This window comes from Desulfoscipio geothermicus DSM 3669 (assembly GCF_900115975.1).
Classification (GTDB): Bacteria; Bacillota; Desulfotomaculia; order Desulfotomaculales; family Desulfallaceae; genus Desulfoscipio; species Desulfoscipio geothermicus.
In genome coordinates this window covers 112452-125457 of sequence record NZ_FOYM01000002.1, presented here as the reverse complement: position 1 = coordinate 125457, position 13006 = coordinate 112452, and the positions used below count along the sequence as shown (strand labels likewise).

Sequence of the window (13006 nt, the reverse complement as noted above, 5' to 3'; positions counted from 1 at the left end):
TCTTGGTTTATAATACTGTAATTCACCGGATAAAATACAAAGCCCAAGCAGGGCAGGTTCATTTGAGTGAAACCTACCCGCCTGGGCTTTTATCCCGACCGGTGTAGCCGCGCCCGGCCTGGCCGGCGCTGCCTGTACCGCTTGGACCGAACCACCGGCTTGCCGGTGTGGAACCCTAGGTACACTTTCTCTCACAGTGGATATTTGATTAAATAACTTTCCACTGTAATATTAACCCGTAATTGTCAAGCAGTCAAGGAATAAACAACATTAAATTTACGTTAAAATAGTGGGCCTGTTGTTGACTGCCGTACATAAATATCCGCGCTGGCGGCTCATTGGCTTATACTTACTCCCACTCAATGGTTGCCGGCGGTTTGGACGTAATATCATAAACCACCCGGTTGATTTCCTTTACTTCATTGACTATCCGGCTGGAAATGCGCTCCAATACCGGATAAGGTATCTTGGCCCAGTCGGCGGTCATGCCGTCGTGGGAATAAATGGCCCTGACGGCCACGGTATGTGCGTAGGTGCGCTCGTCACCCATGACACCCACGCTGTATAAATTTGGCAATACGGCAAAGTATTGCCAAATTTCCCGGTCCAATCCCGCCCGGGCAATTTCCTCAGTAACAATGGCATCCGCTTCCTGCAGTATGGCAATCTTGTCCCGGGTGACTTCGCCCAGGATGCGCACTGCCAATCCCGGTCCCGGGAAGGGCTGTCGCCAAACTATCCGGTCAGGCATGCCCAGTTCTTCCCCCACTTTCCGTACTTCGTCCTTGAACAGCCAGCGCAAGGGCTCGATCAGGGACAGGCGCATGTCTTCGGGCAGCCCGCCCACGTTGTGGTGCGACTTGATGACCGCTGCAGTGGCTGTGCCGCTTTCCACCACGTCCGGGTAAAGGGTGCCCTGCACCAGGAAATCTATTTCACCCAGTTTGCCGGCTTCTTCTTCAAACACGCGAATGAATTCCTCGCCGATGATTTTGCGTTTGCGCTCCGGGTCGGTAACGCCCTGCAGTTTATTTAAAAAACGTTCCGAAGCGTCCACGTAAACCAGGTTCATATTGAAGCGGTCCCGGAATATTTCCTGCACCGATTCGGCTTCGCCCTTACGCAGCAGCCCGTGGTTGACAAACACACAGGTCAGTTGGTCGCCGATGGCCCGGTGAACCAGCACGGCGGCCACTGATGAGTCGACGCCCCCGCTGAGCGCGCAGAGCACCCGGCGGCCCCCCACCTTTTCCCGCACTTCGGCCACTGTTTGCTCGATAAATGAACCCATGGTCCAGTTGCCGACGCAGCCGCATATGTCAAACAAAAAATAGCGCAGCACATCCTGCCCTTTGGGGGTGTGCACCACTTCGGGATGGAATTGCACCGCGTACAGGCTGCGCTCCGGGGCAGCCATGGCGGCCACCGGCAGGGTTTCGGTGGACGCCAGCACCTCAAAACCCGGCGGTGGCGCTTCCACCAGGTCCCCGTGGCTCATCCAGCACTGCGCCCGCTGGCCCATGCAGCTTAAAAGCCCTTTTCTCGGCGCGATTTGCAGTTCCGTTTTACCGTATTCCCGCCGGACGGCCTTGTTCACCTTGCCGCCCAATTGGGAGGCCATCAATTGCATGCCGTAACAGATACCCAGCACGGGTATGTTGAGGTCGTAAATGGCCGGGTCCACCACCGGGGCGCCTTCCTGGCAGACACTGGACGGTCCCCCGGAAAATATGATGCCCTTTGGCTTTTTGGCCTGTATTTCAGACAAGGGGGTGTTATAGGGCAGCATTTCGCAAAATACGCTGCACTCACGGATCCGGCGGGCGATCAGTTGGCTGTACTGGCCGCCGAAATCCAATACGATCACCAGTTCCTGTTCCGGAACAGACATGGCGTAATCCTCCGTTTCATCGTTCATGCGTAAATCTATTTTGTGGGGCGGGTTGTACTCCGCTGCGCTTGCGGATTTACGCGCCAACGGGATTATGGTTTGCACCCCGCACCATGCTTATTTGTCTTTCGGTATCCCAGATACCCTATTTCTGATAAACTTCCTTTTTAAGCACGTATATTTCCGGCAGGTTGCGGTACTTTTCGTTGTAATCAAGACCATAGCCCACCACGAACTCATCGGGGATGGAAAAGCCATTGTAGTTCACCGATACGTCCACTTCCCGCCTGGAGGGCTTGTCCAGCAGCGTGCAAACACGCACGCTGGCCGGTTCCCGAGCTTTTAAAATTTCCAGCAGGTAATTCAGGGTCAAACCGGTATCCACTATATCTTCCACGATCAACACATGCCGACCTTCGATGTTTTGCTCCAGGTCCTTCATTATACGTACGACACCCGTTGATTTACTGGAGGCCCCGTAGCTGGAAACCGCCATAAAGTCAATCTGCACATCAACGGAAATGTTCCTGATCAGGTCGGCCATAAAGACCATGGCCCCTTTTAATATGCCCACCGCCAGCAGATTTTTGCCGGCGTAATCCCGGGATAATATTTGGCCCAGTTCGGTAACTTTATTCTTTAATTCTGCGGTAGATAGTAATACTTTTTCTACATCCGGATGCAATTGCGTTTCCCCCTACGTCAAAATCTGGGTTATTATAACAAAGTGCGTGAATTGTTGTCAATATAAAGCTTGCCGCGGTACGCCCGTACAACGACAAGCTTTATAAACTGCCGGTAACCGGCCTAGAAAACCTATCACGAAACGTCGGGCGGGGTGATGGTTATCTGCTTGTTGTAATCCCAAAGTTCTAAGGTGATTTCCAGCTTATCTTTTTTACCGTTCTTGCCGCCGGCCTGAATATGCGACTTGCGGATCAACTGTTGCTTGGGGTCTATCCAAACGCGATATATAAAGTTTTCGTAGTTTAATTCCATCAGGGAGTTCTGCACGATGGGCCTGAGTTCCAGCACCTTCATTTTTGTGCCTTTGAACTCTTCCGTTTTAATGGTTTTGATGTACGGAATGTCTTTAAAATTAAAGGTGCCCAGCGGGTTGAATTCCGTGATGAACAATTCGGATTCGGCCATTTTGTTACCCTTTAGACTGGTCCAGTTATCGGACCAGTATCCCTTGATAAATGTTTCATCACCGGCATGAATGAATTCCACGGGCATATCCTGCATGGTGCCGCTGATATGGACGCTGTTTGGCGCCACCCTTTCACCCTGGACATTGGAGATAACGCTTTCACCTGTCTTTACCAATATACTGAACCGGCAAGAAGTGCTGTTCAAAGTATTTTCCAGAGCGGCGGCCACAAGTTCCTCCGGCGGTACGTTTACCCGGGTATAGTAGGCGGTGGTGCCCCGGTACAGTCCCGCCAGCAACAAAATCATCACAACCATACCCAGCATCTTTTTTTTATTGACCACCAGCCAGCGCGGTTTCACCATATTAATACACTCCTCATTCTATATTTCATGTAAAATTTATACTGGCTGTGGAAAGGAAATATTCCTTTTGGCAGGGGGATCCTGTTTTTTAAACCCCCGTTGTGTTAAAATAGTACTGTTGTAAAATCAAGGAGGAGTGCAACAGACCTTGGATATAAAGGATATGCAGCAGGAAGTCGATCGCTGGATCGGGCAGTTTGAAGAAGGTTACTGGCCGCCGCTGGCCATGCTGGCCCGCCTTACCGAAGAAGTGGGCGAATTGGCCAGGGAAATAAACCACCGCTACGGTGCCAAGCCAAAAAAGCCCGGGGAGCCCGAAGGCGACTTGGAACTTGAACTGGCCGACATATTATTCATTATTATCTGTTACGCCAATTCCCTGGGTATTGACCTGGGCGAGGCTTTTAAAAAAATGATGAATAAGTACAGAAAGCGCGATGCGCATAGATGGACCAGAAAAAAAATACGGGAGGAAAAATAAATGGCCACCATTATTCCCCTCAAGGGATTGCGCTATGATGAAGATAAGGCCGGGGACATCAAGGACCTGGTTACCCCGCCTTACGATGTGATTGACGCTGCCGCGCAGGAAGCATACTACCGCCGGAGCCCGTACAATATAATCCGGTTGGAATACGGTAAAAAGTTTCCTGCGGATAACGATACGGATAACCGTTACACGCGGGCGGCGGACTTTTTTCGTCGCTGGCAGGCCGAAGGCGTGCTGCGTCAGGAAGACGAGCCAGCCCTTTATCTTTACCAGCAGCAGTTTAACGTCGGGGATCAAACCCTGGTACGCAGCGGCTTTATTTGCTGTGTTAAATTGGAGCCTTACGAAAACGGGGTTGTCCTGCCGCACGAGGAAACCATGCCCAAGCACAAAGCTGACCGCCTGGCCCTGATGCAAGCCTGCCGGGCCAATTTCAGCCCCATTTTCGGGTTGTTTAGCGATCCGGCGCGTAAAATTGATGATTTGCTGTTAAGAGCATTTCGGGATTTGCCTCCGGCCATTGATTTTACCGATGAACAGGGGAACGGGCACCGGCTATGGGTAATCAAGGATACCGCGGTACAGCGGGAAGTGCAGAGGCTGATGGAGGCACAGCGCATTTTAATTGCCGACGGGCATCACCGCTACGAAACCGCACTGAAATACGCCCGGGAAAATCCGGATAAACCCGCCGCCGCTTACGTGATGATGACGCTGGTCAACCTTTACGACCCGGGCCTGGTGATATTACCCACCCACCGGTTGGTGTTAAACGGCGCTTTGGATGGCCTCGAGCTGCTTGCCGCTCTACGGGAAGATTTTATTGTGGAAAAACTGCCGTATTCCGAAGTGAGCCGGGTTACCGAGGTTATGTTTAATCTGGCAGGGATCAAGGGCAAGGGTAATACAGCGCACCGGCAGGTTTTCGGCCTGTATACCGGCAAAGGGGAGTTTTTCAGCCTGCTGCTCAAGGATGAAAGTTTGTTGGACAGCAAAATGCCTGCCGGTCGGTCCAAGGCCTGGCGAAGCCTGGATGTCTCTGTGTTGCAAAATTTAATCCTGGAAAATATTCTGGGTATTAACCGGGAAGCACTGGCGGGCGGCGAGGCGGTAAAATACACCAGGGATGAGAAGGAAGCGGTGCTAGCGGTGGATGAGGGCCGGTGCAACATGGCCTTTTTAATGAACCCCACCCTGATCGCCGAAGTTACCGAAGTGGCGGCCAAAGGAGAAAAGATGCCGCAAAAATCCACCTTCTTTTACCCCAAGCTGATCACCGGCCTGGTTATAAACAAGTTTTAAGGAGCAAAATAAAAGGGGTCAGGCAAAAAGGGGACAGGCACCGATTCACAAAACGAATCGGAGCCAGTCCCCTTTTTATTTCCCTAGGCTGTTGATTCTTTCCCTGGTAGAGATGATGTTGGTAATTTTAACGCCGAAGTTTTCGTTGACCACCACAATTTCTCCCTTGGCAACCAGTTTGCCGTTCACCAGAATGTCCACCGGCTCGTCAACCAGGGTTTCCAGTTCCACAATGGCCCCCGGGGTCATTTGCAGCACTTCCTTAATCTGTTTTCTGGCCCGGCCCAGCACCACGGAAACTTTCAGGGGAATATCCAGCAGCATGTTCAATTTTTCAGGGTCAACTTGCATGGCATGGTATACCCTTTCCCTCGCCCGGGTCGGTACATGGTTGGGGTCGCTGCTGTCCCGGCTTTGCGCGGGGGCGTCTGACGAAGTCTGCGCCCAGTCAGATGCCACAGTGTCGTTTTCCGGTAACTGTGCCGAGTAATCACCGGGCGCTTCTTGCGGCGCGGGCTGCTCTGGCGCTGCGTGCTGGGTTTCTTCATCTTCGTCCATAGCTCCATATCTCTTCCAGAGCAGTTCAGCCTGTTCACTGGCCGTTTGTATATCAAGCACCTGTATGATTTTGGTGTCCAAAAGATTTTCAATGTTCATGTTAAAGTAAGTAACCACTATAGGGTCGCCGAAGGGCAAAGACATGTTCATTTTTTCCGTTTCCTGCACCATGCTGGTCTCCGGCGGCATGATATTGAAGTTTCTTTCCAGCAGGTCGGCTAAGGAGGTTGAGGCCGTGCCAATCATCTGGTTCATTGCTTCCGCGGCGGCGCTGATCTCCATTTCAGAAATCTCATCCGGCAGTTCGGTGCCATCACCGCCCATCATTAGGTTGGCCATGACAATAGCATCCTGCATTTTGATGACCAATACGTTATAACCGTTAAAACCTTCTTTGAATTTTACTTTAATAACCAGGTAAGGAACATTAAACTGGTCAAAAAAACTCTTTTGACTGGTTACAAGCACTTTCGGGCTGGTGATCTGCACCCGTTTGTTCAAAAGCTGGGACAGGGTGGTGGCCGCGGCACCCATGGCGATGTTGCCTATCTCACCCAGCGCGTCCTTTTCTTCCACGGTCAGGTCGGGCTGCGCTTCGTCTTTCGGAGGATCATCGGACTGATTTTCCTGCCCGCCGTCGCCGTCATCCGGCTGGTCCTGCCCGCCGTTTTGGGCTGCCCTGATCAAAGCGTCAATATCATCCTGCTGCAGTTCCTTGTCATCATCCGCTTGGGCCGGTTGCTGCCCGCCGTTTTGCGCCGCTCGAATAAGGGCATCAATATCGTCCTGATTTAATTCCTTATCGGCAGTGTTTTCGGGTTGCTCTTGCCCACCTTTATCGGCGGACTTTAACAAAGTATCTATCTCATCCTGCTGTAACAGTTTATTTTCACTCATTACTATCTTCCCTTTCAATAAGTGAAACAATTTGGATGGCCAAATTGTCTCCTACTGCTCCCACCTGCGCGCCAAATTTTAAATTGTCTCCCACAAGAACATCCAGGTCGCTGTTGATGTTTTTATCCAGTACAATAACATCGCCCTGTTGGATCTGTAAAAAATCCTCCACCGTGATACCGGCGTCGCCAAGGACGGCAGTAATATCCACCTCACACCGGTTCAACCAGTAAGCGATATTTTTAGTATTATCTTCCTGTGTCGAAGAAAACTGCCTGATAAATTGCTGGCGCACCGAAAGCTTGGCAATAACCGGATCCAACATTATATAAGGCAGGCAAAGGTTGATCATACCCTGGTCATTTTCACCCAGCGTAACTGTAAATGTCAACAGCGCCACAACTTCGTTGGGCGAATACAACTGTTGAAGGCGGGGGTTGGTTTCTATGGAGCGTACCTCCGGCTTGATTTCGAATATATCCTGCCAGGTTGGAACCAGGTATTCCAGCATGCGGGCCACAATTTTTTTGGTTACCTGGGTTTCAATATCAGTCAGTTCCCTGTTTAAGTCACCGGTTGAACCGTTTCCCCCGAACAGCAGATCGATAATGGGAAATATGAAACCGGTGTTGGCCTCCATGATAGCCGAACCGTTAAGGGGCAATAAGTCAAAAACGGTCAGTATTGTGGGCGTCGGTATGGAACGAATAAATTCATCAAAAATAATCTGGCTCACTGAAGCCAGCTCAATATTGATATTGGTGCGCAAATACCCGGACAAGAAACTGGATAAATGCCTGGCATAATGCTGGTGCAGCATCTCCAGGGTCCTCAAGTGCTCCTTAGAAAATTTGTTGGGCCTGCGAAAATCGTAGCTTTTAACCTTAGCCATTTCGCCGGTCGTCTCAATTTCCTGTACCGGGATGCTGCCTGTGTTTAATGCTTGTAATAAAGAGTCAATTTCCCCCTGTGAAAGGATTTCCTGCATTTTTCTCCCCCAAAAATTACCTGTTCATAACCCTTTCAATGGCCTGTAGAATTCTGTCCTGTTTGAACGGCTTGACGATAAAGTCCATGGCGCCGGCCTGAATGGCCTCCATAACCATCGACTGCTGCCCCATGGCGCTGCACATGATAATCCTGGCGCCGGGGTCAATTTTTTTGATGGCTTTGACACTTTCAATACCGTCCATTTCCGGCATGGTTATATCCATGGTGACCAGGTCGGGCTTTATATCCTCATACATTTTTACGGCCTGGGCGCCGTTTTCTGCTTCGCCGACAACCTCGAAGCCGTTTTTGGTAACGATGTTCTTGATCATCATGCGCATAAAGGTTGCATCATCAACTATAAGAATTTTTATAGACATTTTTTTCCCTCCGTTCTGATTATGCATCTATACCCAAAGCAACAAATAATTTTTTAATGGAAGCCGGTTCCGACAGCAGGAAAAAATAGCCATTGACTTTTTTATCGTCTCTGAATATTTCTGTTTCGATAATTAATACATTATCTCCCTCCGGTTGGTCACTGACGATGATCAAAGAGGTAAATACGGCCGCCAGCATGTCGAAGGCAAATATCGGCGTAGAAGGAAAAACTTTTAAATTCGTAAAATTACCTATGGCCGAAATGAAAGAACCGGTTAAAATATTGCCGATTTCGTTGATGGTGGACGTGGCAATATCATCCAGTTCGGACGTAGTCCCATCCTCCAAGCCCATTAGCATGTCCACCAGGCTGTAAGTACTGGTTTCGTTAAAAATATATAAGACAATCCCTTTTATGTCGCCCTCCAGTTTCAGGCTGACACATGACACCAGTTCCTCATAACCACCAATTATTTCAATCACTTTTTCAAAGGAAATGAAGTCGGTTTGCGGCACCCCAATGCCTATTTTACTGTCCAGCATCTCCGCCAGTGAGGTGGCCGCGTGCCCCAGCCCGATATTGCTGATTTCCCGCAGTGCATCCATATGTAGTTCAGATAAATTACTGGGCTCGCCCATATCATCAATCCTTTCACAACACCACTTCAATTTACTTTTTTATAAAAACAAGGCGATAATTTCTGAAAACCAAATTCTTTATAATTAAAGATCATTTCGCTGCCGCCGATGAACAAAATTCCACCGGCATTCAGAGAATGACTGAATTTCTTATATATTTCATCCTGGGCCTCCCTGGTAAAGTATATGGTTACATTACGACAAACAATCAAATCGTAGCCTTTCCGGTAATCATTGGCCAGCAAGTTATGGTAACGAAATACAACTTTATTTTTAATAATATTTTTTAATATATAAACATTCCCTTGCCTGGTAAAAAAACGATCCAGTCTTTCAGGACTTACATTTTTAATACTTTCCTGGCCATAGCTGCCCGCCATGGCCTTTTTTAAAATTTGGCGGTCAATATCGGTGGCTTCAATATTACTTCTGGCTGCAAGCCCCAGTTCCTCCGTAATAATTGCGATGGAATAAGGTTCCGACCCGTTGGAACAGGCGGCGCTCCAGATTTTTACTCTATTACGGGTTTTAAAAAGTTCCGGTATGTATATGTTCTGTAATTCTTTAAACCTTTGGGGATCCCGAAAAAATTCCGAGACATTTATAGTCAGGTAATCCAAGAATTTTTCATAACAATCTCTGTTTTCAACTAACCGGTTATATAATTCCCGGTAACTGCCAAGTTTCAATTTGGTTAAATATGAATCAAGCCGGCGGCGCAGCTGTTTTTCCTTGTAACTATGTAAATCCAGGTGGAAAAAGGCCATTACTCCGTTTTTAAATGCATTAAAGTCCATTTAAATCACCTTCAGGTTTTTCCCAAGCGTTTTGATCAGCACTTCACCGGTAGCAAGATTCAGGTACATGGTCCGGCCTTTGTTTCCACCAACATCTTCACTGACAATATGTATAGAAAGTTCTTTCAAAACTTTACGGGAAACTTCCACGTTCCGTTCACCAATATTAAACAATTGTTTTTTATCCACGCCGGTGAACATCTGTGCGCCGCCCACCAATTTGGCCTGGAGCCTGTTCCGGTCGGCTCCCTGCCTGACCATATCCTTGACAATCAACGGTATGCCCAAATCGGCATATTTCTCTTTTTTGTTGATTTTTGTAAAATCTCTGCTATTAGGTAACATTACATGCAACAGTCCGCCTATTTTGCTCAACGGATCCCACAGGCTTACTCCCACACAGGATCCCAGTCCCAGCGTTACCAGCCGTCCCGGGCTCCTGGCAACTTTGTATTCACCGATACCGATGTGAATATCCTCAATATTATTTGCCGGTTGCATTGCATCACCTGTATTTGTTTACTTTTGAAGGTTGTTGGTTATATTCCATAACTGATCGACAGTGGTCATCGATTTGGCATTTAATTGGAAAGACCGCTGGGCTTCAATTAATAACTGAATTTCCATAACGATATCTACGTTTGAATTTTCCAGGTAGCCCTGCTTGATGGACCCAACGCCTTCCTCGCCGGGTACCATGCTTTCCGGTTCAGTGTTGGGTGCGGCGGTAAATAGATTGTCTCCCGCCGCAGTCAGCCCGTTGGGGTTATCAAAAACGGCCAACTCAATTTGCCCGATTTCCACTCGATCACCGTTTTCATCCCGGCAGCTGACCCTGCCCGCTTCATCAATCATTAAATCGCTGTAATTTTGCGGCAGTTCCCCGTCCAGGAGCGCCAGTCCCCGGGTGTTGGTTATCCTTCCATCATTGTCTATGGTAAAACCACCATCCCGAGTATAAAAAGTTTCTCCGTTTTCCCCGGTCAACTGGAAAAATCCCCGGCCGGCAATGGCCAGATCAAGGTTGCGGCCGGTATACACGTGGGTGCCGGGTGCAAATTGTCGTCTGGTTGAAGAAACCATGGTTCCGCTCCCCTGGGTGACCCGGTCGGCGTTTTCCCGGGTTACCGGCAACCCCTGGTCTACCATGCGCTGGCGTACCAGTTCGGAAAAACCCACAGATTGTCTTTTAAACCCGGGTGTGCTGATATTGGCAACATTGTTGGCGGTAACGTCGATGGCCTGAATTTGTGCGGACAAGCCCGTCATACTGTTCCACAGGGATTTCAGCAAATTAATCACTCCTATTCCGCCCGATTACAGTGCTTACCTGACCACGCCTACTTTGTTGATCGCCAGGTCCAACAGGCCGTCCTGGGATTGAATTATTTTTTGTCCGGTTTCATAAGCCCTGGCTACATTAATCATGTGCATCATTTCTTCCACCGGTTCCACGTTGGAACCCTCCAAAAAACGCTGCATCAGGCCGGGATCCGCCACCTGTTCGGGCTCCTGCTCCCGGGCCCTGTATAAATTGCTGCCGATGCGTTCCAGGCTGCCGGGATCATTAAAGCTGGCTATGTAAAATTTACCGGTTACGTTTTCATTTTCCGTTATGCTGCCGTTTTCGTCAACGGTAAATTTTTCACTGTCCGAAATTTGTAATGGTCCGTTTTCACCAATGACCCGGTAACCGCCGTCGTTTACCAGGAAACCGTTTTCGTCCAGGTGAAAATTTCCGCTGCGGGTATAGTAGATGTCATCTTCATTTTCAGGGTCGGCCAATACAAAGAAACCCGGCCGGCTCAGGGCGAAATCGGTGTTGTTGCCGGTTTCCCGCAGCAGTCCGGGCGAAAAGTCGGTGGCCACCTGTTTTACCGACGCCCCCAGGTTTGTGCTGCCCAGCGGGACTCGACCGTTGTTCGGCGAAACTGCGCCGGTTTGCCGGATGCTTAATTGTAACAAGCTCGTAAAAGGTTCCGCCAGCGTGCGGTCTTTTTTAAAACCCGGCGTATTAATATTGGCCAGGTTATTGGAGAGCGTATCCATTCTGGCTATCTGCACATTCATTCCTGAAACGGTGGTATAAATCCCCCTGATCATTGGCAGGCTCCTTTCCGCAAACAAAAAGTTCATGTTATAAACGATCAGATAAAATACTTCGCAAGCGCTGCAGCGCTTTGGCATGCAACTGGCAAACCCGTGATTCGGTAACTTCCAGAATTTTACCTATTTCCTTCAAGGTTAGTTCCTCCTGGTAATAAAGGGCCAGTACCAGTCTGTCCCTTTCCGGCAGTTCGTCAATGGCCGCCGCCAGAACTTCTTTTTCGGTCCTTTCCACCACCTGGTCCAGCGGGTCGGGACTGCCGGGATCGCTGATCATATCCACCAGCACGCTGTCGTTGTCGTTCCCCGGGTTGTCGTCCAGGGAAACGGGAAAAGCATTGTTGTATTCCGCGGCCAGTTGGCGTAATTTCACATCATCCACGCCCAATTTTTCGGCCAGCAGTTTTTCTCCGGGATGTCCCCCCTGTTGCATCAAGCGCTCCTTTGCTTTTTTTAGTTGATTAAACTTCTGCCACTTGCTCCGCGGTACCCAATTTTGTTTTCTTATTTCATCCAGGATGGCCCCGCGTACACGGGTATAAGCATAGTTTTTAAATTCCATGCCCAGTTTGTTGTTGTACTTGTCTATAGCATCCAGTAAGCCGATCACCCCGCATCCCTCCAGGTCCTCCCGGGTCATACCGGGGGGAGCATTGACGGCCAGTCGCCCGGCCAGATACTTAACCAGCCCGAGGTGATCAAGCACCAACTTTTCTCTCAAGGACGGGTCCCGGGTTTTGCCGAACTGGTCCCAAACATCATGGTTGCCCATTTGATCACCCCGTTTAACGCAGGCGTTTTTGCTGGGCCATTCTTTCAAAAATAAAGCGCACGATCATATCTTCTTCGCGATAGGTTATATCCTCAAACCTTAAACCCAGGTGATATACCTCCCTTTGGGGATCCGCTTTTATTGAGCGAACAACTTTGGCTTTTAATTGTACGGGTTCGGCTTTGTTTTTCAACGGTAATACAAACTTTAAGATTAAAAGGCTGTTTTCTTCTATATTTTCCCGCGCCGCCAATTTCATGCCGCCACCGCTCAGGTCCACGGTGATGCCTTTGGTGAATTTTAATTTTTGACTTTCTGATTCCTTTACGGCGTACTCCACATCCAACATTACCGATAGCCGAACATGGTTTCGCAGTTGAATCCGGTCAATTTTTTCGGGGTAGGCCAGCTTGTAAAGTTTGATATTGTTCGTGGCTACCCCGATAACCCGGGTGGTAAATCTATAACTGGCGTTTTGCAGGGTGAACCGCACCCGCACCTCTTCTCCCCTGTAAAGTACCAGGGGGTGTTCCTTAAGGTAGGGGATGGCTATGCTAAAAAAACCGCCCCGTACGTCCTGGATGCTGGAATCAAAATAATTTTCTTCAGCTATTCTGGAAACCTGAATTTTTTGGTTGACATCAAAGGTTATTTGCTGAGACAAG

15 protein-coding genes and 1 riboswitch are annotated in these 13006 nt (G+C 49.1%); of the genes, 2 read left to right on the top strand and 13 right to left on the bottom strand.

The genetic code is table 11. The features are described 5' to 3' along the window. Nucleotides 1-76: 76 nt before the first annotated feature. Nucleotides 77-190: riboswitch (guanidine-I (ykkC/yxkD leader) on the bottom strand. Nucleotides 191-349: 159 nt separating this feature from the next. The 3 genes from guaA to BM299_RS02095 form a co-directional block, all read right to left on the bottom strand. Continuing rightward, nucleotides 350-1891, bottom strand: a complete 1542-nt coding sequence (gene guaA, locus BM299_RS02105; protein WP_092481858.1) for a glutamine-hydrolyzing GMP synthase — start codon at nt 1889-1891, stop codon at nt 350-352. A 145-nt stretch (nt 1892-2036) separates the two neighbouring features. Next, nucleotides 2037-2576: a hypoxanthine phosphoribosyltransferase gene (gene hpt / locus BM299_RS02100; protein WP_092481804.1), complete on the bottom strand. Its 540-nt coding sequence runs from the start codon at nt 2574-2576 to the stop codon at nt 2037-2039. 134 nt (nt 2577-2710) lie between these two features. Then, the gene (locus BM299_RS02095; RefSeq protein ID WP_092481803.1) at nt 2711-3409 is read right to left on the bottom strand and encodes a hypothetical protein; all 699 of its coding nucleotides are present in this window, start codon (nt 3407-3409) and stop codon (nt 2711-2713) included. Nucleotides 3410-3557: 148 nt separating this feature from the next. Here BM299_RS02095 and BM299_RS02090 point away from each other — a divergent pair, with 148 nt between their 5' ends. Further along, nucleotides 3558-3890, top strand: a complete 333-nt coding sequence (locus BM299_RS02090; protein WP_092481802.1) for a nucleotide pyrophosphohydrolase — start codon at nt 3558-3560, stop codon at nt 3888-3890. Further along, nucleotides 3891-5201: a DUF1015 domain-containing protein gene (locus BM299_RS02085; RefSeq protein WP_092481801.1), complete on the top strand. Its 1311-nt coding sequence runs from the start codon at nt 3891-3893 to the stop codon at nt 5199-5201. It abuts the gene before it with no gap. A gap of 75 nt (nt 5202-5276) precedes the next feature. Here BM299_RS02085 and fliY read toward each other — a convergent pair whose 3' ends face one another. The 10 genes from fliY to BM299_RS02035 are packed head-to-tail and all read right to left on the bottom strand — an operon-like array spanning nt 5277 to nt 13005. Beyond that, a complete protein-coding gene (gene fliY, locus BM299_RS02080; protein WP_092481800.1) occupies nt 5277-6656 on the bottom strand; it encodes a flagellar motor switch phosphatase FliY in 1380 nt (459 codons plus the stop codon). Next, nucleotides 6649-7644 carry a flagellar motor switch protein FliM gene (fliM, locus tag BM299_RS02075; protein ID WP_092481799.1) on the bottom strand — a complete coding sequence of 332 codons (996 nt, stop codon included), beginning with the start codon at nt 7642-7644 and terminating at the stop codon, nt 6649-6651. Before fliM ends, fliY begins: the two co-directional genes overlap by 8 nt. Nucleotides 7645-7660: 16 nt before the next feature. Beyond that, on the bottom strand, nt 7661-8026 hold the full coding sequence (locus BM299_RS02070) for a response regulator (RefSeq protein WP_092481798.1): 366 nt from the start codon (nt 8024-8026) through the stop codon (nt 7661-7663). A 19-nt stretch (nt 8027-8045) separates the two neighbouring features. Then, complete coding sequence (locus tag BM299_RS02065) at nt 8046-8666, bottom strand: chemotaxis protein CheC (protein ID WP_092481797.1); 621 nt, start codon at nt 8664-8666, stop codon at nt 8046-8048. Nucleotides 8667-8692: 26 nt separating this feature from the next. Continuing rightward, the gene (locus BM299_RS02060) at nt 8693-9463 is read right to left on the bottom strand and encodes a CheR family methyltransferase (protein ID WP_092481796.1); all 771 of its coding nucleotides are present in this window, start codon (nt 9461-9463) and stop codon (nt 8693-8695) included. Next, on the bottom strand, nt 9464-9964 hold the full coding sequence (locus tag BM299_RS02055) for a chemotaxis protein CheD (RefSeq protein WP_092481795.1): 501 nt from the start codon (nt 9962-9964) through the stop codon (nt 9464-9466). Nucleotides 9965-9982: 18 nt separating this feature from the next. Further along, the gene (locus tag BM299_RS02050) at nt 9983-10765 is read right to left on the bottom strand and encodes a flagellar hook-basal body protein (protein ID WP_131820594.1); all 783 of its coding nucleotides are present in this window, start codon (nt 10763-10765) and stop codon (nt 9983-9985) included. Between the two features lie 24 nt (nt 10766-10789). Further along, on the bottom strand, nt 10790-11566 hold the full coding sequence (gene flgF, locus BM299_RS02045) for a flagellar basal-body rod protein FlgF (RefSeq protein WP_165608136.1): 777 nt from the start codon (nt 11564-11566) through the stop codon (nt 10790-10792). Nucleotides 11567-11600: 34 nt separating this feature from the next. Further along, nucleotides 11601-12341 (bottom strand): FliA/WhiG family RNA polymerase sigma factor, encoded by a 741-nt coding sequence (locus BM299_RS02040; protein WP_092481792.1) that lies wholly within the window; start codon nt 12339-12341, stop codon nt 11601-11603. Nucleotides 12342-12354: 13 nt separating this feature from the next. Continuing rightward, nucleotides 12355-13005: a flagellar brake protein gene (locus BM299_RS02035; protein ID WP_131820593.1), complete on the bottom strand. Its 651-nt coding sequence runs from the start codon at nt 13003-13005 to the stop codon at nt 12355-12357. Nucleotide 13006 lies beyond the last annotated feature (1 nt).

Coding starts and splice junctions, on each gene's coding strand:
- guaA (WP_092481858.1), bottom strand. CDS start 1,891: ATGTCTGTTCCGGAACAGGAACTGGTGATCGTATTGGATTTCGGCGGC.
- BM299_RS02095 (WP_092481803.1), bottom strand. CDS start 3,409: ATGGTGAAACCGCGCTGGCTGGTGGTCAATAAAAAAAAGATGCTGGGT.
- BM299_RS02085 (WP_092481801.1), top strand. CDS start 3,891: ATGGCCACCATTATTCCCCTCAAGGGATTGCGCTATGATGAAGATAAG.
- fliY (WP_092481800.1), bottom strand. CDS start 6,656: ATGAGTGAAAATAAACTGTTACAGCAGGATGAGATAGATACTTTGTTA.
- fliM (WP_092481799.1), bottom strand. CDS start 7,644: ATGCAGGAAATCCTTTCACAGGGGGAAATTGACTCTTTATTACAAGCA.
- BM299_RS02070 (WP_092481798.1), bottom strand. CDS start 8,026: ATGTCTATAAAAATTCTTATAGTTGATGATGCAACCTTTATGCGCATG.
- BM299_RS02065 (WP_092481797.1), bottom strand. CDS start 8,666: ATGGGCGAGCCCAGTAATTTATCTGAACTACATATGGATGCACTGCGG.
- BM299_RS02060 (WP_092481796.1), bottom strand. CDS start 9,463: ATGGACTTTAATGCATTTAAAAACGGAGTAATGGCCTTTTTCCACCTG.
- BM299_RS02055 (WP_092481795.1), bottom strand. CDS start 9,964: ATGCAACCGGCAAATAATATTGAGGATATTCACATCGGTATCGGTGAA.
- flgF (WP_165608136.1), bottom strand. CDS start 11,566: ATGATCAGGGGGATTTATACCACCGTTTCAGGAATGAATGTGCAGATA.
- BM299_RS02040 (WP_092481792.1), bottom strand. CDS start 12,341: ATGGGCAACCATGATGTTTGGGACCAGTTCGGCAAAACCCGGGACCCG.